The sequence below is a fragment of the Paramylibacter ulvae genome (genome assembly GCF_014652655.1).
Lineage (GTDB): Bacteria > Pseudomonadota > Alphaproteobacteria > Rhodobacterales > Rhodobacteraceae > Amylibacter > Amylibacter ulvae.
In genome coordinates, this window is record NZ_BMZF01000001.1 from 393,081 (window position 1) to 417,704 (window position 24,624).

Sequence of the window (24,624 nt, forward strand, 5' to 3'; positions counted from 1 at the left end):
TTATTCTGCGGCTTGTTTGGATGCTTCTTGCAAAGCGGCCCAAACAGCACTTGGGGTTGCTGGCATGTTGAGGTTGTTGTTACCGATTGCATCTGTGATCGCGTTGATCACCGCTGGTGGCGATCCAATCGCACCAGCCTCGCCACAGCCTTTCATACCCAATGGATTGCCTGGGCATTCGGTTGATTGATGCATAACCTGATACATCGGCACATCATCCGCGCGTGGCATACAGTAATCCATGTATGATGCGGATAACTGTTGCCCATCGGGATCATATACCACGCCTTCGAACATGGCTTGACCAATACCTTGGGCAAGACCGCCGTGTACTTGGCCTTCGACGATCATCGGGTTGATGATTGTGCCAAAGTCATCGGATGCAGTGAATTGGATGATCTTGGTCACACCCGTTTCTGGATCAACCTCGACCTCGCAAATGTAACAGCCCGCAGGAAAGGTAAAGTTGCTTGGATCATAAAACGCAGATTCTTTTAGACCTGGTTCCATGCCCTCTGGGATATTATGCGCGGTATAGGCGGCAAGGCCAACCTCGTGCCACAACATCTGTTTATCCGTGCCCTTCACCTTGACCGCGCCATCCTCGATGATGATGTCATCTTCGGATGCTTCCAGCACATGTGCGCCAATCTTTTTGACCTTGGCCTCAACCTTATCCATTGCCTTGACGATGGCGGACATGCCAACCGCGCCAGAGCGTGAACCATAGGTACCCATGCCAAATTGCACCTTGTCCGTGTCACCATGAACAATCGCCACATTTTCCGTGGGCAGACCAAAACGTTCCGCCACGATTTGTGCGAATGTTGTTTCATGTCCCTGTCCGTGGCTGTGTGAACCCGTCAGGATTTCAATTGTGCCAACGGGGTTTACCCGTACCTCGGCACTTTCCCACAGACCAACACCAGCACCAAGGCTACCAACCGCTGCTGACGGAGCAATACCGCAGGCCTCGATGTAGTTTGAAAAACCAATACCGCGCAATTTGCCACGTTTTGCGGCCTCTGTTCGGCGTTTTTCGAACCCTTTGTAATCGGCAGCGTCCATTGCTTGTTTTTGGTTTGCTGCAAAATCACCACTGTCATAGGCCATGATTACAGGCGTTTGATGTGGGAATTCTTTGACAAAGTTTTTCAAACGCAATTCCGCAGGATCAACACCCAATTGGCGTGCAGCGGTTTCCATCATGCGTTCCATAACGAAACTGGCCTCTGGTCGCCCTGCGCCGCGATATGCGTCAACTGGCACGGTGTTTGTGTAAACACCTTGCACATCAGCATACACATTTTCGATGTTATATTGTCCTGACAAAAGTGTTGCATACAGGTAGGTCGGCGTGGCCGAACTAAACAACGACATATATGCGCCAAGGTTTGCCTTGGTATTCACGCGAAGCCCGACAATTTTATGGTTCTTATCAAAACCCATCTTTGCATGGGTAACGTGGTCACGCCCATGTGCATCTGTTAAAAATGCCTCTGTGCGATCAGATGTCCATTTCACCGAACGATTGGTTTTCATGGATGCCCACAAACATGTGATTTCTTCGGGATAGATATAAATCTTGGACCCAAAACCACCACCAACATCGGGTGCAATCACACGCAGTTTATGTTCTGGTGCCACGTTATAAAACGCAGACAGAACCAAACGTGCAACATGTGGATTTTGCGATGTGGTGTATAGGGTATAATGATCCTCGGATTCATTAAATGTGGCGATTGCGGAACGTGGCTCCATCGGATTTGGTGCCAAACGGTTGTTCACAATGTCCATCTCGACAATATGTTCCGCGCTTGCCAATGCCGCATCGGTTGGTTCCTTGTTACCAATTTCCCAGTCAAAGATTAGATTGCCCGGTGCGTTTTCGTGAATTTGCGGTGCACCATCTGCCAGAGCCTCGACAGAGCCAACAACAACGGGCAGCGTTTCATAATCAACGACCACGGATTCCGCCGCCAGTTTGGCAATTTCGGCACTGTCCGCGATGACAACAGCAACCGCGTCACCCACATAACGCACCTTTTCGGTGGCCAGTGCGGACCAAGCACCCATATTCATTGGCGTGCCATCCTTGGATGTTACACCCCAACCGCAAATGATGTTACCAATGCCATCGCCCGTTAATTGATGCCCGTTAAGAACGTCAACAACGCCCTCCATCGCCAATGCGGCGGATGCATCGATGCCTTTGACATTTGCATGGGCATGTGGTGATCGCACGAATGCGGCATAGGCTTGGTTTGGTTCGATGATATCATCGGTATATCGCCCCTTGCCTGTGATAAAACGTTTGTCCTCTTTGCGCAGGACTCTTGCGCCAATACCTTCAGTCATGGTCATTCCTCCCTTACGCAGCTGTCATTTTGGACGCACCGTCCTGAATGGATTTCACGATGTTATGATACCCCGTGCAGCGGCAAATATTTCCCTCAAGCTCGTGGCGAATGGCGTCTTCTGTTAATTCTTTGCCCGCTTCCTGATATCGTTTCACCATATCGGTAGCTGTCATAATCATGCCCGGTGTACAAAACCCACACTGAAGCCCGTGATTTTCCTTGAACGCCACCTGCATCGGGTGCAGATCATCCTTGGATGTCGCCAATCCCTCCACCGTGGTCACTGTCGCGCCTTCGGCGGCGGCGGCAAGCATGGTGCAAGATTTCATCGCTTGGCCGTTTACATGCACAACACATGCGCCACATTGGCTGGTATCGCACCCAACATGCGTGCCCGTCAGGCGTAGATGTTCACGAATATATTCCACCAGCAAGGTGTTATCGGAAACATCCTTACTGGCGGCCTTTCCGTTTACCGTCATTGTTATTTTTGTCATTGTTTTCCTCCGCTATTGTAATTTATGCGCCGCCAAATAAACGTTTAAGCCATGCCCAGAACCCACCCTGTTTTGCAGGTTGTGCTGTGCTGGCCGCGGGTGCGCCCCCACCTTCGACGATCTCTTGAAATTTTTGAAAAAACTGGTCTGCCATTTTGCTGGCAAAACTGTCGATGATACGTGATCCAAGCTGGGCAAGTTTACCCCCGACCTTGGCCTCTACGTTATATGCTAATTCTGTGCCGCTACCATTTGGTGTGAGGGTCACATCGGCACCACCTTTGGCAAAACCAGCAACGCCACCCTGCCCTTCGCCACTGATTGTCAGGCTATGTGGTGCGTTCAAATCGGACAAATTAACAATGCCCTTAAACGTGGCCTTTACCGGCCCCACACGTTGCACAACGGTTGCTGTAAACCCAGTTTCAGCGTCCCCTGTCATTTCCTGACAACCTGGCACGCATTGCTTTAACACTTCGGGATCAAGGATTGCTTTCCAAACGGTTGCTGGATCGGCCTTGATCACGCGGGTATCTTTTAATTCCACGATTCTTGTCTCCCAATAATGGGGTAACTCTATGCTTGAACTGCGAAACCCAAAATACGACCAATGTCCAAGTCGCCATTCAGTTGAATACATCCCTTATTTTGGTTAGCTTAGGCCATTATCTGATGTGACCAATAAACTCTGTGAAAGTATTCAATGAACGAGATCGCAACGGAACAGCATAAAATTGATCTGAACTCAGCATTAATTGTTGATGATCATCCCCTATTTTGTGACGCGTTGTCATTGATCGTTCAGATGGTATCGGACATTGAAACACCCGACACTGCCGCTTCGCTACAAGGTGCATTGGACAAACTGGACGCAGGTTTAAACCCCGACATTGTATTGCTGGACCTCAGCCTGCCTGATGTTAACGGCTTGGATGGGTTGATGCGCATCCGTGCACGCAACGACAAATTAATCATCGTCGTGGTGTCATCCATGTCAGACAATCAAATGATCCGATCAACGATTGCAGCCGGTGCAAATGGATTTATTCCAAAACACAGCGCCAAGGAAGTATTCAAACAAGCGTTTGAAACATTACAAAGTGGTAAAACATATTTGCCGCCAGAATTCATTGAATCGCCCAATCCCGAAACCGACGACGATTCACCACAAATAGTGATTGACAAACTGGCCACATTAACCCGCCAGCAGGGTCGTATTTTGCGCCTGATGAGCGATGGGAAATTAAACAAACAAATAGCCTATGAATTGTCGATCGCAGAGGCTACGGTAAAGGCTCATATCACGGCTATTTTGCGCAAATTAAACGCACAAAATCGCACACAGGCGGTTTTGTTGTTACAACAAGCAAAATTCCAAAACCTTGCCCAAATGCAGGCGGATGTGAATACACATTAACCACAACTTTGGGAGGGGTTTGTGGTGTCTCAGGAACACATTGTGCGCAGCGCATCAATCGCAGCGCACCACCCAAACGCAATAAAAACGCTTGCCGCCGATCTAGGCGAAGATTTGGCGCATGTCTTTTTATACGTTTCGCCAAGCGTTAATTTTGACGACATCGCAAAACAGGCACAACACCTGTTTCACGCCGACTGCATTGTTGCCTGCACCACCGCGGGTGAAATCATGTCTGGTTATACCGAGGATCAGATTGTGGCGGTAGGGTTGCCAAACAACCACTTTGCCACAAAATCCATTTTGATCAAGGATGTAACATCTGTAAATACCAATGATCTTATTGGTGAAATGATCCGTGCACGTACCGAACTTACCGATGCCAACCCGATGTTTTCGCACGAAGTTGCGTTTTTAATCGTTGATGGCCTGTCATTGTTCGAAGATCAATTGGTCAGCAAAATATCATCTGGTCTTGGCCCTGTTCCATTGTTTGGCGGATCTGCTGGTGATGGCACACGGTTTGAAAAAACCTATGTCGCGTGCAACGGCGTCAGCCATCAAAACGCAGCCGTTTTAACATTCATGCGCAGCGATTGCGTGATTGAAAGCTTTAGCTTGGATCACCTGTCCGCTAGCAGTGAAAAAATGGTTGTAACCCGCGCCGATCCAGCACGCCGTATTGTGCATGAAATCAACGCCGAACCCGCCGCGCGCGAATATGCACGCATATTAGGACGCGATCCAAATCAGTTGTCGGAATTTACATTCGCATCCAACCCATTGGTCGTGCGCGTTGGCGGACGCCATCATGTGCGCGCCATTCAACAGGTAACCAAAGACGGCGATTTGGTGTTTTTCTCGGCCATAGACGAAGGGTTGGTTTTAACCCTTGCCGATGCCGAAGATATGGAAACCCATCTGGAACGAGAATTTTCAAAAATTGCGGATCAGGGATCACTGGATTGTATGTTGATTTGCGATTGTATTTTGCGCAGACTAGAAGCAGCCCAAAGCCAAAAAACAATTGCACTGTCCAATATCATGGCCAAAAACCGCGCAATCGGTTTTAACACATATGGCGAACAATTTGGCGCAATGCATGTGAATCAAACCATGACAGGTGTTGCGATTTATCGCCCCGAAAACAAAGTTTAACGCATGAATTCTCTGGTCGATACATCACAACCCATCACCAAACAAAACGAAAAACTGTTGAAAATCGTTGATGCGTTGATGCGCCGTGTTGAACAAGACACCAACAATAACGGCGATGCCTATGCGCAATTCGAACGCGCCGTATTGTTAGAAGACCAAGTGCGCAAACGCACCGCAGAATTGGAACAGGCATTGCGTCTGTTAAATCAATCCAACGAAAACCTTGCCAGTGCAATGGCCGAAACGGAATCCGCACGCGAAGACATGTTCAACGCCATCGAGGCCATCGAAGAAGGTTTCGCACTGTTTGATTCACATGATGTTTTGGTGATGAACAACAGCCGATTTTGCACCGCCCTGCCCGATATTCGCGCCAAACTCGCACCTGGGTTGCGGTTAAACCAATTCATCGATTTTGCCGCAAACAGCCCCCATTTGATTCCACCAGATGGCACCACGCGCGATAGTTGGGCGACTGATCGCAAGGCATTGCACAAAAAACCCCATGCAGTATTCAATATCGCAATTAACGACGATCAATGGTTACAGGTCAGCACAGATCGCACATTGAACGGCAGCACGGTAATTATGCAAACCGATGTGACCGACATCATCCGCACCGAACGCGAAGAACGTGATAAATTGCTGGACGATCAAGCGCGCATGATCAAGGCGACTTTGGATCACCTGAACCAAGCGGTTGCGATTTTTGATCAGCAATCACGCCTGATCGGTTGGAATCGCAGCCTCAACAGCCTGCTCAGCCTCAAATCAAAATCGCTACGTATGGGGGTTAGTTTTTCAAAGGTTGTTGACAGTTTGCGCAACAGTTTTGGAAATGAAAACGCAAAAGCGGTACATGCCTTGAACACATGGGTTGAATCGCCAAATCTGCGCCGCCCGTTATCATTTGAAGTCACGTCCAAAAGCGGGCAAATATTGGATGCCTTTGTGCGCCGTATGCCCGATGGTGGGTTTGTGATCAGCCTCACAGATGTGTCCGCCGAACGATCCGCCACCCGCATGTTAGCGCGCGCCAATGAAACCTTAGAATTACGCGTCGAAGAACGCACCGATAACTTGCAACAGGCTTTGCAATCCGCAGAACGTGCGAACGCATCCAAAAACCGATTTGTAGCTGCCGCAAGCCATGATTTGTTACAGCCCCTTTCCGCGGCGAAACTTTATCTTGCGGCGCTGTCTGATAAGGCAAACCAAGAAATATTGGGCAAGGCCGAACAGGCGCTCGTCAGTGTAGAAACCATTATCGAAGATTTGTTGGAAATCTCAAAGCTTGATTCAGGTTCGGCTACGATGGAGGTGGGTAATTTTCGCCTTGCCGATATCTTGACCACGTTGAAAAACGAATTCCAACCGATTGCAGCGTTGAAAAATTTAGAATTGGTCGTGGTAAATAGCAGCGTCACGGTGCGATCCGATCCGTCCTACCTGCGCCGTATTTTGCAAAACCTGATCAGCAACGCAATTCGATACACCGATCAGGGCCGCATTTTGGTCGGTGCGCGGCGCAATGGCGGATCACTACGGTTAGAGGTCTGGGACACAGGGCGCGGCATTAGCGAACCCGATCAGGCCATTATTTTCGATGAATTTCAACGCCTTGAAACCCGCGCCAGCGCGTCCGAGGGCATGGGGCTTGGCCTTGCGATTGTTGAACGTGCCTGTGAACAATTGCACCACCCGCTCCAGCTTTGGTCGGTGTTGGGCAAGGGTTCTGGTTTTTTTGTCAACGTTCCCATTTCTGACCAAGCACAAACCAATCCAACCACTCAAAATTCAAAATATTCGCCACGAAACAGTCTCCAAAACCAAGGCTTGATCGTGTTGCTGGTTGAAAACGACCAAGAATTGCGCCGCGCCATGGTGTTATTGTTGAACAAATGGGACATTAACGTATTGGACGTAGCCAACGCACCAGAGGCGCTGGATCTCTTGGATGAAATCCAAATCATGCCCGATGCGATGGTAATAGATTACCAGCTGGATTTCGGCGATGACGGCATCCATTTGGCACAGACCATTTTACAAAAACATAGCGATATCCCCACCCGTATTATTTCGGCCAATCGCACGGGTGATCTGCGCCGAAAATGCAAAGATGCTGGATTACAGCTTATGCTTAAACCCGTTGATGCAGATGTTTTAGAACAGTTTTTATTGACCGCAATCAAACCACCTATAGCCTAAGTGAATAATGCATCTCGTCAAACGAATTTGGAATTACCCCTGTCCGCGTTATTGTTACCGCATTAATTTTGGGAGTGATCATGAAAACGCAAGTTGCAATCATCGGTGCGGGGCCATCAGGGCTATTGTTATCACAACTTCTTAATCGCGCGGGTATTTCCACGATCGTTTTAGAACGTCAAAGCCGCGAATATGTTCTGTCGCGTATCCGCGCGGGTGTTTTGGAATGGGGCAGCGTTGAATTGTTACGCAAAGCAGGCGTTGGCGCGCGTATGGATGCCGAAGGTCACCCCCATGACGGTTTTCATCTGGCCTATAACAACCAAGAATTTCGCGTTGATGTGCATAAACACACGGGTAAGCGCATGATGGTTTATGGCCAAACAGAGGTCACGCGTGATTTATACGAAGCCCAAGATGAAATTGGCGCCACCATCATTCACGGTGTGGAAAATGTGAAATTGCATGACCTGCAATCGACGCCGCGCGTGACATATGAACTGGATGGGAAAACACAGGAAGTTCAATGCGATTTTATCGCAGGTTGCGACGGTTTTCACGGTGTCAGCCGCCCCAGCATCCCCGATGATATTCGCACTGAATATGAAAAAGTTTACCCATTTGGCTGGCTTGGCGTTTTATCCGATACTCCACCCTGTGCGGATGAATTGATCTATGCCAACCATCGCCGTGGATTTGCGCTGGCATCGATGCGATCCGCCACGCGGTCACGATATTATATCCAAGTCCCCCTGACCGATAAGGTTGAAAATTGGTCTGATGATGCGTTTTGGGATGAATTGAAACGCCGCCTACCCGCAGAACACGCCAAAACATTGATCACGGGGCCAAGCATTGAAAAATCCATTGCACCATTGCGCAGCTTTGTGTGTGAGCCGATGCAACATGGCAAATTGTTCCTGTGTGGCGATGCTGCACATATCGTGCCACCCACGGGTGCCAAGGGGTTAAACTTGGCCATGTCGGATGTGTATTATTTATCCAACGGCTTGATCGCGCATTACGATGATGGCAATTCAAACCTGTTGTCCGCATATTCAGAAACCGCACTTGATCGGATATGGAAAGCCATCCGATTTAGCTGGTCCATGACCACCCTGTTGCATCGTTTCCCAGATCAAACCGATTTTGATCAACATGTCCAAGAAAGCGAATTGTTATACACCGCGCAATCAAAGGCCGCACAGACAAGCATTGCGGAAAATTATGTGGGGCTTCCCTACTCGCGCTAAATACTTGCACTTCATGCATATCTAAATTATTAATATATTAATTAATTAGGATATGCATGATGCTCAACTTTCAACGATCATTACCGATGATGTTAAATTACACGCTCGATGCTGTAATGCCGGTTCATCGCGAACTTTTTGCGCGATTTGATCTGACCGAACAACAATGGCGCGTGTTGCGCATGTTGTGGACATCGGAAAAAACCACAGCGGTTGAAATTTCAAAACAAACATTGCTCCCCGCACCGAGCCTTGTCGGTATTCTTGATCGGTTGGAAAAAAAGGGACTGGTTGAACGCAAACGATCCGAATCCGATCGGCGCAAAACCTATGTTCTCGTCACTGAACAAGGGCGTGCGTTACAACAACAAGTTTTGCCATTGGTGCAAGACATTCAAATCCATCTCACGCAATCAATCGGAACCGATGACTGGGCGGCGCTGGAACGCATTTTAGATACGATCAAACAAAACATGGATGATGTCACACTCGCTGACATTCTCCGTAGTAAATCAAAGTCATAGGAGAAAAACATGACGTTGGGAAATGGCATTCGCACAGGTGCGCAATATATCAAAGGTTTACAAGATGACCGCGAGGTTTGGACGCGGGGAAATCGTGTTGCGGATGTTACCACCGAACCGGGGATTATGCGCGGTGTAAATACTTTGGCGGGCTTTTTGGATCGCCAGCATGATGAAAAATATCGCGACACTGTCACCTATCAAGATGATGATGGCACCCGCTGTGCGATGTCATTCAAAATGCCAAAATCCAAGGATGACATTTTGGCCAAAGGGCGTGCATATTACGAATGGGCGAAATGGTCGAACGGGATGTTTGGGCGCACTCCTGATTACAAAAACGCATCGGTGATGTCATTTGCATCCGCCACATCATTTTTGGCACAAGGCACCAAAGGTCAGGCTGATTTTGCGCAAAACATGACTAATTTTTATGACCATGTCCGCACCAATGACAAGGTTTTAACCCATACATTGGTCAACCCACAGATTAGCCACGCCCAAGCCGCCGCAGGTAAATTTAGCAGCGAAGTCGCATTGCATGTGGTAAAAGAAACCGACGCGGGGATCATCGTAAATGGCGCGCGTTTGCTCGCAACGCTTGGCCCATCTGCCGATGAGATTGAGGTTTTCCCCTCAACCGTTTTACGTGCAGATCCCGCCAATGAACCATTTGCCTTTGCATTCGCAATTCCGATTGCAACCAAGGGTTTGAAAATGATTTGTCGTGATACATATGATCACGGGAAATCCCATTTTGACGCCCCACTTGCATCGCGGTTTGAAGAAATGGATGCGGTCGTGATTTTCGACAATGTTTTGGTGCCATGGGAACGCGTGTTCATGTATGGCGAACCAGAATTATGTAACCAAGCGTTTGGTGCCACCAATGCCGTGGTACATATGGCGCATCAGGTGGCATGTGGCAAACTGGCAAAGGCCGAATTTTTAACGGGCATTTTGGTTTCCATCCTCAAGGCGACGGGCCGTGATCGCGATTTGGCGATGAAGGGCATGGTATCAGAGGTCATGTTAATGACCGAAACCATCCGTGCATTGCTGTACCAAGCAGAGGCCGAAGCACACGAAGATGAATATGGCAATTTCATCCCATTGCGCAGCCCGCTTGATACATCGCGCAATCTGTTTCCGAAATATTACCCGCGCATGGTGGAAATTCTGCAAATGATGGGATCATCATCATTGATGGCAACCCCTGCCGAGGCGGATTTTGCCAATGATCTGACACCAGATGTTTTGCAATATTTCCAAGTTGCAAATTTAGAAGCGAAAGATCGCGTGGCATTATACCGTTTGGCGCATGATGTGGCGGTATCGGGATTTGGCAATCGCCAAGCGCTTTACGAGCGGTTCTTTTTCGGACCACCACATTTGATGCACGCGGCCTATTTTGATCTGTATGACAAAGATCGCGTGACAGATCGCGTTGATGCATTGCTTGCTCAAAATTAAATACGAAAAAATCCCCCAAGATCAGAACCTTGGGGGATTTAATTCATCTATAAATTTAACCGCGGTTCATGCGGTTTGCGATCAGATCATCCACGACCTCTGGCTCTGCCAATGTGGATGTGTCGCCCAGACTTCCAAAATCATCTTCGGCAACTTTGCGCAAAATGCGGCGCATAATTTTGCCTGAACGGGTTTTCGGCAATCCTGGCGCCCATTGGATCAAGTCGGGCGATGCAACTGGGCCGATTTGTTTACGCACCCAATTGCGCAACTCAACGCGCAAATCATCTGATGGTTCCACACCAACATTGAGGGTGACATAACAATAAATGCCCTGTCCCTTGACCGCATGTGGGTATCCCACCACGGCGGCCTCTGCCACATTTGGATGGGCGACCAGTGCGCTTTCGATTTCGGCGGTCCCCATACGGTGGCCTGATACGTTCAACACATCGTCCACACGCCCCGTGATCCAGTAATATCCATCCTTGTCACGACGACAGCCGTCTTCGGTGAAATAATACCCTTTGTAGGCGGCGAAATATGTGTTCACGAAACGCTCGTGATCACCATAAACCGTGCGCATTTGGCTGGGCCAACTGTCCTTGATCGCCAATACGCCTTCGGCCTCTTGCGTGGTGATTTCTTTGCCTGTTGTTGGGTCAAGAACGACGGGCTGCACACCAAAAAATGGCTTAGTCGCGGAACCCGGTTTCGTGGCGATCGCGCCCGGCAATGGAGTCATCATATGTGCGCCCGTTTCGGTTTGCCACCATGTGTCAACAATTGGGACTTTGCCCTTGCCAACCACATTGTGATACCAATTCCACGCCTCAGGATTGATCGGCTCGCCCACGGTTCCCAGAACCTTGAGGGCCGATAGATCACATTTATTCACCGGAACATCCCCCAGCGCCATCAATGAACGGATCGCCGTTGGTGCGGTGTAAAATTGATTAACCTTATGCTTTTCGCAAACCTGCCAAAAACGCGATGCGTCTGGATATGTTGGGGTTCCTTCAAACATCAACGTGGTCGCGCCATTGGCCAGCGGGCCATAAACGATATAGCTGTGGCCAGTGATCCAGCCGACATCCGCCGTGCACCAATACACATCACCATCATGATAATCGAACGTATATTGATGGGTCATGGATGCAGACACCAGATAACCGCCCGATGTATGGACAACGCCCTTTGGCTTGCCCGTTGAACCAGATGTGTAAAGAACGAATAACGGATCCTCTGCGTTCATTTTTTCCGCGGGGCAATCTGGGGATGCGTCCGCCATCAAGGTTGCGTAATCATGATCGCGCCCCTCTTTGTTGCCAGGGCCACCGCCGGTGCGTGCCACAACAAGCGTTGTCACATCACCGCAAATATCCAATGCCGCATCAACATTTTTCTTAAGCCCAACAGCACGTCCACCGCGTGGACCTTCGTCTGCGGTTACAACCAATGCAGCCTCGCTATCGGCGATGCGTGATGCCAATGCATCGGGTGAAAACCCACCAAACACGATGGAATGGATCGCACCAATGCGCGCACAGGCCAGCATGGCATATGCCGCCTCTGGGATCATTGGCATATAGAGAACAACGCGATCGCCCTTTTTAACACCCAGTGATTTATAAACATTGGCGAGCTTTGACACTTCTTGGTGCAGCTTTTTGTAAGTGATCTTTTCGTCGCCACCTGGTTCATCGCTTTCCCAAATAATCGCAACCTGATCGCCGCGTGTTTCCAAATGGCGATCAACGCAATTCACACAGACGTTTAATTCGCCATCCTCATACCATTTGATCGACACATCGGGATATTCAAACGTTGTGTTTTTCACCTTTGTATATGGTGTCATCCAATCCAGACGCTTGCCGTGCTCAGCCCAGAATGCTTCTGGGTCGTTCACGGATGCTGCATACATTTCGTCGTATTTTTTGGCGTCCGCATGCGCGTTCGCAGCGACTTCCGCGCTTGGTGGGAAAATCGGGTCGGTCATATTCAATACCTTTCGTCTGAATTGGCGCTAGATGGCCAAATATTCGTGGCGCAGCTCTTCGTTATCCAACACCTCTTTTGCGGTGCCGTCAAAGACTACTTGCCCTGTGTCCAAGATCAAAGCGCGATCAGCCAAGTTCAAAGCGGCGACTGCGTTTTGTTCAACAATGATCGTTGTGATGCCCTGCTCGCGGATCAGATGCAACGTTTTTTCGATCTCTTGAACGATAACGGGGGCTAGACCTTCGTAGGGTTCATCAAGCAGCAAAAGTTTGATATCACGCGACAATGCGCGTCCAATTGCCAGCATTTGTTGCTCGCCACCAGACAGGGTTGTACCCTCTTGTTTGCGCCGCTCGCCCAGACGTGGAAACAGATCGTAAATGCGTTCCAGCGACCAACCAATGGGTGGTTCAATCTGTGCCAGTTGAATGTTTTCCTCAACGGTCAAACCTTGGATGATACGCCGATCCTCTGGCACCAATGCGATACCAGCCTGTGCCGCCTGATATGATTTCATCGTATGAAGCGGTTGATGGTCAAGCCAGATTTCGCCCGTGTGCACCGCAGGATCATCCAGACGCGCCAATGCGCGCAAGGTCGATGTTTTCCCTGCTCCATTACGCCCAAGCAGTGCCAGAATTTCACCCTCATGGACATTCATTGACACGCCTTGCACGATATAGCTTTCGCCGTAATATGCGTGGATGTCATGTACCGAAAAATACGCAGGTGCGTTTTGCGCGTGATTTGCGTTCATATTCGCCATTAGTGTGCCCCCCCAAGGTAAGCTTCTTGAACCTTTGGATGGCCCTTAATATTTTCTGGTAAGTCTTCAACGATAACAGTTCCTTGCGCCAACACGCTAATCTTTTGCGCCAGCGAAAACACAACATGCATATCGTGTTCAATCACAGCCATGGTGATATGGCGGCGATCCTGAATTTCGGATAACAAATCGATCGTGTTATTCGTATCCGCACGCGCCATGCCAGCCGTTGGTTCATCCAACAACAAAAGCTTGGGGTCTTGTGCCAGACACATCGCCATTTCAAGGCGGCGTTTATCACCGCGTGACATGGATGACGCAATCATATCGCGTTTGTCGATCATGTTGACGTCAATCAACATCTGTTCCGCTTTTTCCTGAATATCAACCTCGTTGCGCACACGGTTAAGCGCATTCATTTTGAATGAACCGTCGCGTTTGGCAAAACACGGGATCAACACGTTTTCAAACACGCTTAGATCGGTAAAAATCTCTGGCGTTTGGAACACACGTGAAACGCCTGCTTGGTTAATTTCGTGGGGTTTGATCCCCAACAATGATTGCCCATTAAACATCACCGTTCCAGTGTCAGGGACCAATTTGCCAACAAAACAGTTCAACAATGTTGATTTTCCTGCACCGTTTGGCCCGATAATTGCGTGAATTGTACCCTCTTCGATATTAAGGTTCACGTTTTGCAATGCCTTTAACCCACCAAAGGATTTATTCACATTTTGGACTTCTAAAATACCCATTTGAAATCCGCTCCTTATTCTGCTGGGGTTGTGGCATTTGGCGTATCATCGCCATCGCCTTTGTTGCGGCCAAATCGTGCACGAATACGATCCGCACCTTCCATCAAACCACCGGGAAGGAAGATCACCACCAGCATGAACAACATGCCAAGCGTTAAATGCCAGCCCTTACCGACAAAGAAATGAAGCACCCAAACAATCGCGTTTTCCAAACCATCAGGCATGAACGAAAACCAAGTGTGCAACACATTGTCGTTGATCTTTGAAAAGATGTTTTCGAAATATTTGATAAAGCCTGCACCCAATACAGGGCCAAGCAATGTGCCCGCACCGCCAAGGATTGTCATCAAAACGATTTCACCAGATGCCGTCCATTGCATACGTTCCGCACCTGCCAATGGGTCCATTGATGCCATCAAACCACCCGCAAGCCCTGCGTACATGCCAGAGATCACGAACGCTGCCAATGTGTATGGACGCGAGTTTAGGCCCGTGTAGTTCAGACGTGTTTGATTGGTTTTGATCGCACGCAACATCAATCCAAATGGTGATCGAAAAATTCGCATCGACAAGTAAAACGCCAAGATCAAGAAGATCGCGCAAACATAATATCCAACATTGAATTGAAATGCCCATGCACCGACATCAAGCGTGAATGTATTGCGCATTTCCATGCCAAACAAACCCGTCACGGGCAGGTTCCCCGCACCCGTTCCACCATCCAAAATGCGCGGATCATTCAGTGTAATTTGCAAACCCGTTTCACCATTGGTGATCGGTGTCAAAACCGAATAAGCAAGCGAGAAGCTCATTTGTGCAAAGGCTAGCGTTAGGATTGAGAAGTAGATCCCAGATCGGCGCAGCGAGATAAACCCAATGACCAGCGCGAATACACCCGCGATAATCACTGACAGGATCAATGCCGGAATGATATTCATCGATAACAGCTTGAACATCCAAACGGCGGAATATGAACCCACACCCAAAAATGCCGCGTGACCAAATGACAGATACCCCGTCAGGCCAAACAGGATGTTAAATCCAACTGCCAAGATGCCAAAGATTGCGAAACGCTGCATCAAATCGGGATAGCCTGCGTTGAACTGTGCCATGGCCGACCCTTCTGGAAACGGGTTCAAGATGAACGGCGCGAGCATGGTGATGATAATGACAAATAACAGTGTGTTTTTGTCTGCTTTGCTAAAAGTATTCATTTATTCCTCCATTACGCCAGCTTTGCCCATCAAACCGCGTGGTCGGGTCAGCAAAACGATAATGGCAACAAGATAGATTACGATTTGGTCAATCGATGGCAGATACAGCATTTCAAAGAAATCTTTGACTGCGTTCATTGACGCAAAGCTTTCCAAAATACCAAGCATAAAGCCCGCAAGCACAGCACCGGGCAAACTGCCCATGCCGCCAACAACAACCACAACGAATGACAACACAAGGAAATCCATCCCCATGTGATAATTGGGTGAATTGATCGGGGTGTACATCACACCCGCCAGCCCCGCCACCGCGGCAGCCGCGCCAAACATCAATGTAAAGCGACGATCAATATTGATGCCAAGCAAACCAACCGTTTCACGATCGGCCATGCCCGCACGCACCACCATCCCAAATGTGGTAAAGCGCAGGAATGCAAATACCGCACTGATGATTACAGCGGAAAATGCGAAATAAATCAAACGCCAGTAAGGATAGATAACTGCGTTTGGATCCATGCCCAGCAATACACCAAAATCGAACGAGCCCACAAATTGGCTTGGTGCGGGTGTTGGGATTGGGTTCGCACCGTATGACGCTTTTACAATTTCTTGGATCACAATCGCCAAACCGAATGTCACCAAAATCTGATCCGCATGGGGGCGTTTATAGAAATGTTTAATCAACCCGCGTTCCATGATGTATCCAACCAATAACATCACTGGAATGGCCAATAACAACGCCAATGGAACCGACCAGTTGATCATCGCATTCCCTGCGGATTCACCAAACCATTCAATCACATATGGCGTTTTCACCTTTAACGGATTGCCCAAAAAATCGGTTTTGGTTGCATCAATTGTGACCTTTGAAATTTCAAAAATCTTTTGCATGGAAACCGCGCAAAACGCGCCAACCATGAACAGTGCGCCGTGGGCGAAATTCACCACACCCAGCGTACCAAAAATAAGTGTAAGCCCCAACGCAATCAACGCATATGCGCTGCCTTTGTCCAGCCCGTTCAATACCTGTAAAAGGAACTGATCCATTGCTCTCTACCCTGTATAATCTGAAAACCGCGTTCCCCGCGGTGAGCAGATCACGCCAGCATTTACGCCAGCGTGATCGTTAAGTTGTGCGATAAAATTATGCGCCTGGGTTACATTGACCCAAATCGCCACCCGCAAACATTGGGTGATCTGGTGCATATTCAACCTGTGCACGTGGTGTGATTTCGACGATTTCCAACGCATCATATTCGTTTGTTGGATTTTCTTTGCCCTTCATCACAAGCACATCTTTGAAACACTGGTGGTCTTCTTTACGATACAGTGTTGGGCCATTGCCCAGACCGTCGAATTCAAAACCTTCTAGTGATTCAGCAATGCCACATGGGTTGAATGTGCCAGCGCGTTCACACGCATCCGCATACAACAATGTTTGTGCATAAACAGTTTGCGCCGCATTTGACGGTGGGAAACCATATTTTTCACCGAATGCTTTTACAAACGCTTTGGTGCCGTCATCGCCAAGTGTCCAAGACCAGTTGGTTGAACCCAAGATACCTTTGATGTTTTCACCAGCACCTTTGGCCATCAACTCTGAATACAATGGAACAACGATTTCAAAGTTTTTGCCGTTCACTTGTTTATCACGCAGACCAAATTGAACCGCGTTTGTCAACGAGTTCACCATGTTACCGCCGTAGTGGTTCAGAACCAACACATCCGCACCAGAGTTCAAAACAGGCGCGATATATGAAGAGAAGTCAGTTGTCGCCAATGGCGTCAGCACGTTGTTCACTGTGCTCCAACCCTTTGCTTCTGTCGCGGCTTGGATGGATTCTTGTTGTGTCCAACCCCAAGTGTAATCCGCCGTTAGGTGGTATGCACGACGATCTGTGCCATATTCATTTGCCAACACAGGCGCCAAAGCAGCACCAGACATATAACCGTTAAAGAAGTGACGGAAACCGTTCGCTTTTTTGTCTTTACCAGTTGTGTCGTTTGAATGTGTCAAACCGGCCATAAAGATAACGCCAGCTTCTTGGCACAGACCTTGAACAGCAACAGCCACACCAGATGAAGAACCACCTGTGATCATGATTGCGCCGTCTTTTTCGATCATGGATTTCGCAGAAGCACGCGCCGCATCAGATTTGGTTTGCGTGTCACCTGTTACATATTCCACTTTCTTGCCAAGGATACCATTACCCTTAAGCGCCTTTGATGAAAACGTATTCATCATACCACCATCGCCACCACCATTCAGGTGCTCGACAGCAAGTTCATAAGCACGAAGTTCATCCGCGCCCTCGTCCGCATATGGACCCGTTTGTGGTACGTTGAAACCCAATGTAACTGAACCACCAGTTGGTTCATTCGTATAGGCCGCAAGTGGGCTTGTGATTAATGTCGGCATTGCAAGACCGGCACCAGCAACGGCACCTGTTTTCAACAATCCACGACGTGTAAAGTTAGACATAGTTATCCTCCCTAAATCTGGCCGCATGATGCCTCCTCGCAGCATACGCCAGTGTCTGATTGACGCCTTCAGGCTAGCGTGATTAGAAAGTTTTTCAATAACTTATTGTTTATGAACACTTTTTTTGTAAATATTTTATATTTGCATCTGCACAAAATGTAAATTAATTTACAAGAAAGGCTAAACCATCTGTTTTCAAAGGATAATTTATGGCGCGAACACATTTGGGAACACGCATCCGTGAAAACCGCAAATCAAAAAACCTGTCGCAAAAGGACCTGGCGTCACTTGCGGGGATTTCTGCGTCCTATTTAAACCTGATTGAACACAACCGTCGATCCATTGCAGGCAAGACATTAATCGCGCTGGCAAAAGGGCTGGGAATTGATGCGCAAACCCTGTCCGAGGGCATGGATACATCCCTGATTGATCGCGTGAAACGATCGGGGCTGAAAATGCGCGGGTTTGCCATTGAAACAGACCGAAGCGCGGAATTCGCCGCCCGTTTCCCAGGGTTCGCGCGCCTGATTGCACGCCTACAAGATCAGGTCGATCAACAGGAACAACAGTTGACCGCACTTGCCGATCAAATGCACCACGACCCGTTTTTTGCAGAAGCCATGCATTTGATGTTGTCCAACATCACCACAATCCGATCCACGGCGGAAATTTTGGCCAATGAAACCGATGTGCCAATTGATGTGGCCAAACGGTTCATGGATAACCTGCGCGACGAGGCAAACCGTTTATCAACCACGGTATCAGATGTGTTGGACCATTTTGAACCCAATTCAGATACCCAATCCTTGTCCCAAGGCACATCGGCGTTCGAAGCGTTGTTGGAACAAAACAATCATTTTTTGGCCGATCTTGAAAACCGCACCACCACGGCGGATGCGATTGTGCAAAATACCGACGGTGAAGCCAGTGATCTGGAAAAACTGCGCGCGTCAATAAACAGCTACATAGATATGGCGCATCGCCTGCCCATTGATCCGTTCATGGCACAGGCCAAACAGGTGGGATATGATCCTTTGGTTTTGGCACAGATGCTAAACACCGATATATCATCTATCTGTTTTCGCCTTGCCCATATGCCAACCGCACCCGATGTGCCCAAATTTGGGTTATTGCAATGCGACGGGTCTGGCGCGGTTTTGTATCGCAAACAATTGTCCACGTTTAACCTGCCCCGATTTGGCGGCGCATGTGCGCTCTGGCCTGTGTATCGATGCATGTCTCAAACAGGCCAACCTGTCAGCGCATTTTTAGATATGCCAACGGGCGAGCGGTTTTATACATTTAGTATTTCATATCCCGTTGCCCCGCCCCAAATCGGAATGCCCGCCCAAAACGAAAGCATCATGTTATTCACCGCTAATTACGATTTGCTCGCAAACGCGAATTTCGCCGCCCTTCCCCAATTGGCAGTTGGGTTGCAATGCACGGTCTGTCCGCGCCCAAATTGTACCGCGCGGCGCGATGCTTATTTGCTCGGAAAATCCTAACCCCTTGTTAGTTTCAAAAATCTCGCTAATTTGTCCCCGCTGCATCTTGGGAGGGACTGTTGGCAAAATCCGTTACAATCATCGAAGATGAACCATTCATTGTCGAGGCTTTGACATTCCTGTTGGAACGCGAGGGATTGCGCGTATCGTCATTCAACGATGGTGCAGGCTCTGTTGCGTTTATCCAAAAAACCAAACCCGATTTGGTTATACTGGATTTGATGTTACCCAATGTATCAGGCATGAAAATACTGGAGGATATTCGCGGCTCTGAAAACCTAGCGGATTTACCCGTATTGATGTTAACCGCCAAGGGACAGAAAAAGGATCGCGCAGCGGCAGAAACCGCAGGTGCCAGCCAATTTATGACCAAACCTTTCGCCAATAGTGAACTGGTCGAAAGTGTTCTTAACCTATTGAAATCATGAACAAAGTTAACGGACAGCGACAAATCGAAAAACGCCGCCGACGGCGCAAACTGTCCGAACTATCCTTGGGCATTTTGGCACTTGGCATTTGCCTGTTGCTCACCCCGATGATCAATGCATTCACGCTCACATCGGATGGCCCAAACAAGCTTGGTTTGTTGGCATATATCTTTGGCACATGGGCGGCGTTGATCATTTGTGCGTTCATCTTGTCACGCTTTTTGGTCAGCGAAGTGGCGGATGAATAATGCTAAGCTTTAACCTAATTGTCACCATATCGTTGCTGTATGTCGCCTGTTTATTTGGCATCGCGGCATTGGCGGAAACGCGGGCGAAACAGGGTAAGATGGGGTTCATCGAATCCCCCTTCGTTTATACCTTGTCCATTTCTGTTTATTGCACGGCGTGGACATTTTATGGCGCGGTTGGGTCGGCTGCGCGCAACGGTTTGGAATTTTTAACCATCTATTTAGGCCCAACATTGGTGTTCATTGGCTGGTGGTGGTTTTTGCGAAAATTGGTGCGTATTGGGCGCACGCAACGCATTACATCCATCGCCGATTTGATTTCATCTCGCTATGGGAAAAGTAACCTTTTGGGTGTCTTGGTAACCATCTTGGCGGTGGTTGGCTCCACGCCGTATATCGCGTTGCAATTGCAATCGCTCACGCTCAGCTTTACCGTATTTACCCAAGGTTCCCCCGCAGACGTCAGCCCCGCAGTTACCGCATTGTTAATCGCGCTTGGCTTGGCCGCGTTTACTATCGTGTTTGGCACGCGCAATCTGGATGCAAATGAACGCCACCACGGCGTTGTCACCGCCATCGCAATCGAGGCGATTGTCAAACTCGCCGCCCTGATTGCCGTGGGTGTGTTTGTGGTGTGGGGCGTGACTGGTGGACCATCGGAAACGCTGGCATTAATGGAACAGCGCCTGCCCCAGACAACGGGCATATTTTCACCGCGCTGGGTGACGCTTACATTTTTGTCGGCGACGGCAATCATCTGTTTGCCGCGCATGTTTCAAGTAGTCGTGGTTGAAAACGCAGCAGAACGCCACTTGGCCACCGCCAGCTGGGCATTCCCGATGTATTTGTTTTTAATGTGCATTTTCGTGGTGCCCATTGCTGTCACCGGGTTGAATATCCTGCCCGAAGGATCAAACCCTGATTTATTTGTTTTAACCATTCCGCTGTCCGAAAATCGCGCAGGCTTGGCCGCATTTGCATTTTTGGGCGGCTTTTCATCAGCCACATCAATGGTGATTGTTGCGGCGATCGCACTATCCACAATGATATCAAACCATATCGTTCTACCGCTATGGCTCTACACATTTCGCCGTCGCATCCCCGAAAGCGATGACATTCGTATGGTATTGTTACGATCGCGTCGGATCAGCATCGCCGTGATTTTAGGCTTGGGATATTTGTATTTCATCCTCACAGGTGGGCGATCCGCGTTGGCATCCATCGGATATATCGCATTTTTGGGAGTGGCACAGGTATTACCAGCACTGGTTGGTGGCCTGTTCTGGCGCAACGCCACACGGATGGGCGCATTTTTTGGGATCAGCGTGGGATTTGCAGTTTGGGCATATACGCTATTTTTACCAAGCTTTGCGGGCGGTTTCGTCTTGACCGAGAGCACAATCATTCACGGCCCCTTTGGGATTTCCGCACTGCGTCCACAAGCACTGTTTGGCATTTCAATTTCGGATCCGTTGATCCACGCTGTGTTCTGGTCTATTTTTGCCAATACGCTTGCCTTTGTTGTGGTGTCATTGTCCACATCACCGCGACCATTGGAACGCGTACAGGCGCAACAATTTATCAATGTTTACGGACAACCAACCAACCCACGCCCCATTGAGTCCGCCGCCACACCAGAGGAATTATATATCCTCGCCCAACGTATTTTAGGGCGCCACGATGCAAAAAAATTGTTTGCAGAACACGCAAAACTACAAGGCAGAATGGAAGGCTTGCCCCACATCACAACCAAGTTCATGGAAACATTGGAACGCAATTTCGCAGGCTCTGTGGGGGCGGCCACGGCACATGCGATGATCGGCCAAGCCATCGCAAGCGAAGCAATTTCCGTAGAAGATTTGATCGCTGTCGCAGACGAAACTGCACAGGTATTGGAATATTCCGCACGCCTAGAAGACCAATCCAAAGTGTTAAAGAAAACCGCAGAAGAATTGCGCGCCGCCAATACAAAGCTGACGAAACTTGGCCGTCAAAAGGATGACTTTTTAAGCAAAGTCAGCCATGAATTACGCACGCCAATGACATCCATCCGCTCGTTTTCGGAAATTTTGCACAACAGTGAAAACCTTGATCGTCAGACACTTAAACATTTTTCATCCGTTATTAATGACGAAAGCCAGCGATTGACGCATCTGTTGGATGAAATTTTGGATCTCAGCTTTCTTGAAAGCGGGCGTTTGCAATTAACCAAGCGGCGGGTGCAGGTTTCCGGTGTGGTGGAACGCGTGCTGAAATCAACGCAGCAAATCGTAACACAGGCAGGCGCAAAAATTTCATATCATGGCGACGCGCTGAATGCTGTTATCGAAACTGACACAGATCGCTTGTCGCAGGTGTTTATCAATCTAATCACCAACTCTGTAAAATATTCGGACAAGGACACCCCTACGTTGACCATCGAATGTCGCCTAAATGACGGCGATGTCGACATCATTTTTTCCGACGATGGCCCCGGCATCCCAACACAAGATCACGCAATGATTTTTGAAAAGTTTATTCAACTGTCATCAAACAGCCCATCTGGCAGCGTGGGATTGGGCTTGCCGATCAGCCAAGAAATTATGAAAAACCTTGGCGGATCGCTGCGTTGTGTTCCAAATGATGATGGTGCGGTTTTTGTGGTCACCTTGCCGCGCTAAAATATATGACGCGTCAGGCGTTTGTTTACTCGCCCAAATAGGAATATCAAACACAATGTCACGGCGATGAAATATGCGGCCACAATGGGATATGCGACAAACGGGTTAAATGTTTTTTCCGCAAAATAATTGGCGTAATACAACGCATCCCCTTTTTGTTGCCATGCAGGGAAGGACGAAAAATACACCAGCGTTGTCGCGTGAAACAGAAATATTGCCTCGTTCGTATATGACGGCCATGCAAGGCGTAACATCGTTGGCCAGATGATTAGACGAAACCGTTGCCAGCGCGACAGGCCAAGTGCGGCACCCGCCTCTACCTCTCCGCGTGGAATGGCACGCAACGCCCCGTAGAATATTTCGGCAGAATATGCAGCGGTATTCAGGAACAATACAATTGCGGCCCCCAACCATGCGCGGGTAAACCAACGTGTTTCTGCGGTGATTGTGGTAAACCCAAGCGGGATATCAATGGACAGACGTGGCAACAAAACGAACAGTTCATATGCGAAAAAGAACTGAATAAACAATGGTGTGCCACGGAAAAAATAGATAAAAAACGCGCAGAATTTTTGGGTGTATTTACCACCGTCAAATTTCCCAAGCGCCAACGCAGTTGCCGCAAAAAATCCAAAGATTACCGCGAATAATGCGAAATATATATTCCACATCACACCAGAACCGATCAAAATTACCTGTTCACAAATGCCAATGTCATTGCTTGGTAACAGGCGTTCGCCAACACCAATCGCGCGGAAAAGATAGGCTGATATCGCCTCGCCACAGGTCATTTAGGATGCTCCTGAAAAATTCTGGCCACGCGCCAAGCGTTTGCGCATACGTTCAAATCCACGTTGTGAAATCGACGTTACCAACAAGTAAAACAACAACAAAACGGTAAAATAAGCCAAGCGCCAATCAGCATGGCTATAGGCATATGCGCTGGTTTTTGATCCACCCAATTCGCGTGCCCAATAAACAAGGTCTTCGACACCAAGCAAGAATAACAACGGCGTTGATTTAATCAATAATTGCCATAGGTTGGACAGTCCCGGCAATGCATAGATCCACATTTGTGGTACTTCGATCAAGCGGCGAATTTGACGTTCACCAAGCCCCATTGATCGCCCTGCCTCGATTTGGCCACGCGGAACAGATTTGAGCGCACCTGCCAATACATTTGAACAAAACGCACCAAATACAAATGCAAATGCCACCACTGCAAGCAGAAAGCCATATACGTCATGCGTCCAAACGGCAGCATCGCTCAGCGGCATTTTTGCGGCACGACAGACCACAAAATCATTGCCGCGCCAGATCGGTTCGGTCACATCCCAGCACAGCGTTTTATGGCGGATAAATTCGATTGCTTGGTCCAATGCGATCGGCACAAACAGGAAAAACACGATGTCAGGAACACCGCGCACAATGGATGTGTAACCCTTGCCCAAAATGCGGACGATCATGTTTTTGGATCGGCTCGCAAACGCCCCCATAAATCCAAACATCAAACCAAACGGCGCCGTCAGCAAAATCAATGCAACAACCGTAAACAGGCTGTAATACATCGACATGTGCTTTGGCGTTGTCAGATAACAAGAAAACCACTGGAACGTTTCCAGTGATTTTGGGTCAGTACAATATTCAAACATTATAAAATGAATGGGGCGTT

Annotated in this window: 21 protein-coding genes; 10 read left to right on the plus strand and 11 right to left on the minus strand. The window is 48.7% G+C overall.

Annotation, left to right across the window (positions count from 1 at the left end):
- From IE094_RS01960 to IE094_RS01970, 3 genes are read right to left on the minus strand one after another with little or no spacing between them, the layout of a single operon-like run.
- The gene (locus tag IE094_RS01960; RefSeq protein WP_189638885.1) at positions 1-2,358 is read right to left on the minus strand and encodes a xanthine dehydrogenase family protein molybdopterin-binding subunit; all 2,358 of its coding nucleotides are present in this window, start codon (positions 2,356-2,358) and stop codon (positions 1-3) included.
- 13 nt (positions 2,359-2,371) lie between these two features.
- The gene (locus IE094_RS01965; RefSeq protein ID WP_189638886.1) at positions 2,372-2,857 is read right to left on the minus strand and encodes a (2Fe-2S)-binding protein; all 486 of its coding nucleotides are present in this window, start codon (positions 2,855-2,857) and stop codon (positions 2,372-2,374) included.
- 22 nt (positions 2,858-2,879) lie between these two features.
- Positions 2,880-3,404 (minus strand): SRPBCC family protein, encoded by a 525-nt coding sequence (locus IE094_RS01970; protein ID WP_189638887.1) that lies wholly within the window; start codon positions 3,402-3,404, stop codon positions 2,880-2,882.
- Positions 3,405-3,560: 156 nt separating this feature from the next.
- Between IE094_RS01970 and IE094_RS01975 the strand changes: the two genes are divergently transcribed.
- From IE094_RS01975 to hpaB, 6 genes are all read left to right on the plus strand, one after another.
- On the plus strand, positions 3,561-4,274 hold the full coding sequence (locus IE094_RS01975) for a response regulator (RefSeq protein WP_189638888.1): 714 nt from the start codon (positions 3,561-3,563) through the stop codon (positions 4,272-4,274).
- Between the two features lie 24 nt (positions 4,275-4,298).
- Positions 4,299-5,432 carry an FIST N-terminal domain-containing protein gene (locus IE094_RS01980; protein WP_229801962.1) on the plus strand — a complete coding sequence of 378 codons (1,134 nt, stop codon included), beginning with the start codon at positions 4,299-4,301 and terminating at the stop codon, positions 5,430-5,432.
- A gap of 3 nt (positions 5,433-5,435) precedes the next feature.
- The gene (locus IE094_RS01985; RefSeq protein ID WP_189638890.1) at positions 5,436-7,640 is read left to right on the plus strand and encodes a hybrid sensor histidine kinase/response regulator; all 2,205 of its coding nucleotides are present in this window, start codon (positions 5,436-5,438) and stop codon (positions 7,638-7,640) included.
- 80 nt (positions 7,641-7,720) lie between these two features.
- Positions 7,721-8,893 carry a 4-hydroxybenzoate 3-monooxygenase gene (gene pobA, locus IE094_RS01990; protein ID WP_189638891.1) on the plus strand — a complete coding sequence of 391 codons (1,173 nt, stop codon included), beginning with the start codon at positions 7,721-7,723 and terminating at the stop codon, positions 8,891-8,893.
- A 56-nt stretch (positions 8,894-8,949) separates the two neighbouring features.
- Positions 8,950-9,417, plus strand: a complete 468-nt coding sequence (locus IE094_RS01995; protein ID WP_189638892.1) for a MarR family winged helix-turn-helix transcriptional regulator — start codon at positions 8,950-8,952, stop codon at positions 9,415-9,417.
- 9 nt (positions 9,418-9,426) lie between these two features.
- Complete coding sequence (hpaB, locus tag IE094_RS02000) at positions 9,427-10,890, plus strand: 4-hydroxyphenylacetate 3-monooxygenase, oxygenase component (protein WP_189638893.1); 1,464 nt, start codon at positions 9,427-9,429, stop codon at positions 10,888-10,890.
- A gap of 55 nt (positions 10,891-10,945) precedes the next feature.
- On the opposite strand, the gene acs is transcribed toward hpaB, so the two are convergent.
- From acs to IE094_RS02030, 6 genes are all read right to left on the minus strand, one after another.
- On the minus strand, positions 10,946-12,889 hold the full coding sequence (gene acs, locus IE094_RS02005; RefSeq protein ID WP_189638894.1) for an acetate--CoA ligase: 1,944 nt from the start codon (positions 12,887-12,889) through the stop codon (positions 10,946-10,948).
- A 27-nt stretch (positions 12,890-12,916) separates the two neighbouring features.
- Entirely contained in the window at positions 12,917-13,657 is a 741-nt protein-coding gene (locus IE094_RS02010; protein WP_189638895.1) for an ABC transporter ATP-binding protein, read from the minus strand.
- Entirely contained in the window at positions 13,657-14,412 is a 756-nt protein-coding gene (locus tag IE094_RS02015) for an ABC transporter ATP-binding protein (RefSeq protein ID WP_189638896.1), read from the minus strand. Before IE094_RS02015 ends, IE094_RS02010 begins: the two co-directional genes overlap by 1 nt.
- Before the next feature lie 14 nt (positions 14,413-14,426).
- The gene (locus IE094_RS02020) at positions 14,427-15,626 is read right to left on the minus strand and encodes a branched-chain amino acid ABC transporter permease (protein ID WP_189638897.1); all 1,200 of its coding nucleotides are present in this window, start codon (positions 15,624-15,626) and stop codon (positions 14,427-14,429) included.
- Positions 15,627-16,673, minus strand: a complete 1,047-nt coding sequence (locus IE094_RS02025) for a branched-chain amino acid ABC transporter permease (RefSeq protein WP_189638898.1) — start codon at positions 16,671-16,673, stop codon at positions 15,627-15,629.
- Between the two features lie 97 nt (positions 16,674-16,770).
- Entirely contained in the window at positions 16,771-18,108 is a 1,338-nt protein-coding gene (locus tag IE094_RS02030; protein WP_373295847.1) for a substrate-binding protein, read from the minus strand.
- 209 nt (positions 18,109-18,317) lie between these two features.
- On the opposite strand from IE094_RS02030, the gene IE094_RS02035 reads away from it, so the two are divergent.
- The 4 genes from IE094_RS02035 to IE094_RS02050 are packed head-to-tail and all read left to right on the plus strand — an operon-like array spanning position 18,318 to position 22,952.
- On the plus strand, positions 18,318-19,616 hold the full coding sequence (locus IE094_RS02035) for a helix-turn-helix transcriptional regulator (RefSeq protein ID WP_189638899.1): 1,299 nt from the start codon (positions 18,318-18,320) through the stop codon (positions 19,614-19,616).
- Between the two features lie 59 nt (positions 19,617-19,675).
- Positions 19,676-20,044 carry a response regulator transcription factor gene (locus IE094_RS02040; RefSeq protein WP_189638900.1) on the plus strand — a complete coding sequence of 123 codons (369 nt, stop codon included), beginning with the start codon at positions 19,676-19,678 and terminating at the stop codon, positions 20,042-20,044.
- Positions 20,041-20,292, plus strand: a complete 252-nt coding sequence (locus IE094_RS02045) for a hypothetical protein (RefSeq protein WP_189638901.1) — start codon at positions 20,041-20,043, stop codon at positions 20,290-20,292. The genes IE094_RS02040 and IE094_RS02045 overlap by 4 nt, the downstream gene beginning before the upstream one ends.
- A complete protein-coding gene (locus IE094_RS02050; RefSeq protein WP_189638902.1) occupies positions 20,292-22,952 on the plus strand; it encodes a sensor histidine kinase in 2,661 nt (886 codons plus the stop codon). Before IE094_RS02045 ends, IE094_RS02050 begins: the two co-directional genes overlap by 1 nt.
- Here the strand turns inward: IE094_RS02050 and IE094_RS02055 are convergent.
- Entirely contained in the window at positions 22,949-23,743 is a 795-nt protein-coding gene (locus IE094_RS02055) for an ABC transporter permease (RefSeq protein WP_189638903.1), read from the minus strand. The two genes, IE094_RS02050 and IE094_RS02055, sit on opposite strands and share 4 nt — an antisense overlap.
- Positions 23,744-24,604 (minus strand): ABC transporter permease, encoded by an 861-nt coding sequence (locus IE094_RS02060; RefSeq protein WP_189638904.1) that lies wholly within the window; start codon positions 24,602-24,604, stop codon positions 23,744-23,746.
- Positions 24,605-24,624 lie beyond the last annotated feature (20 nt).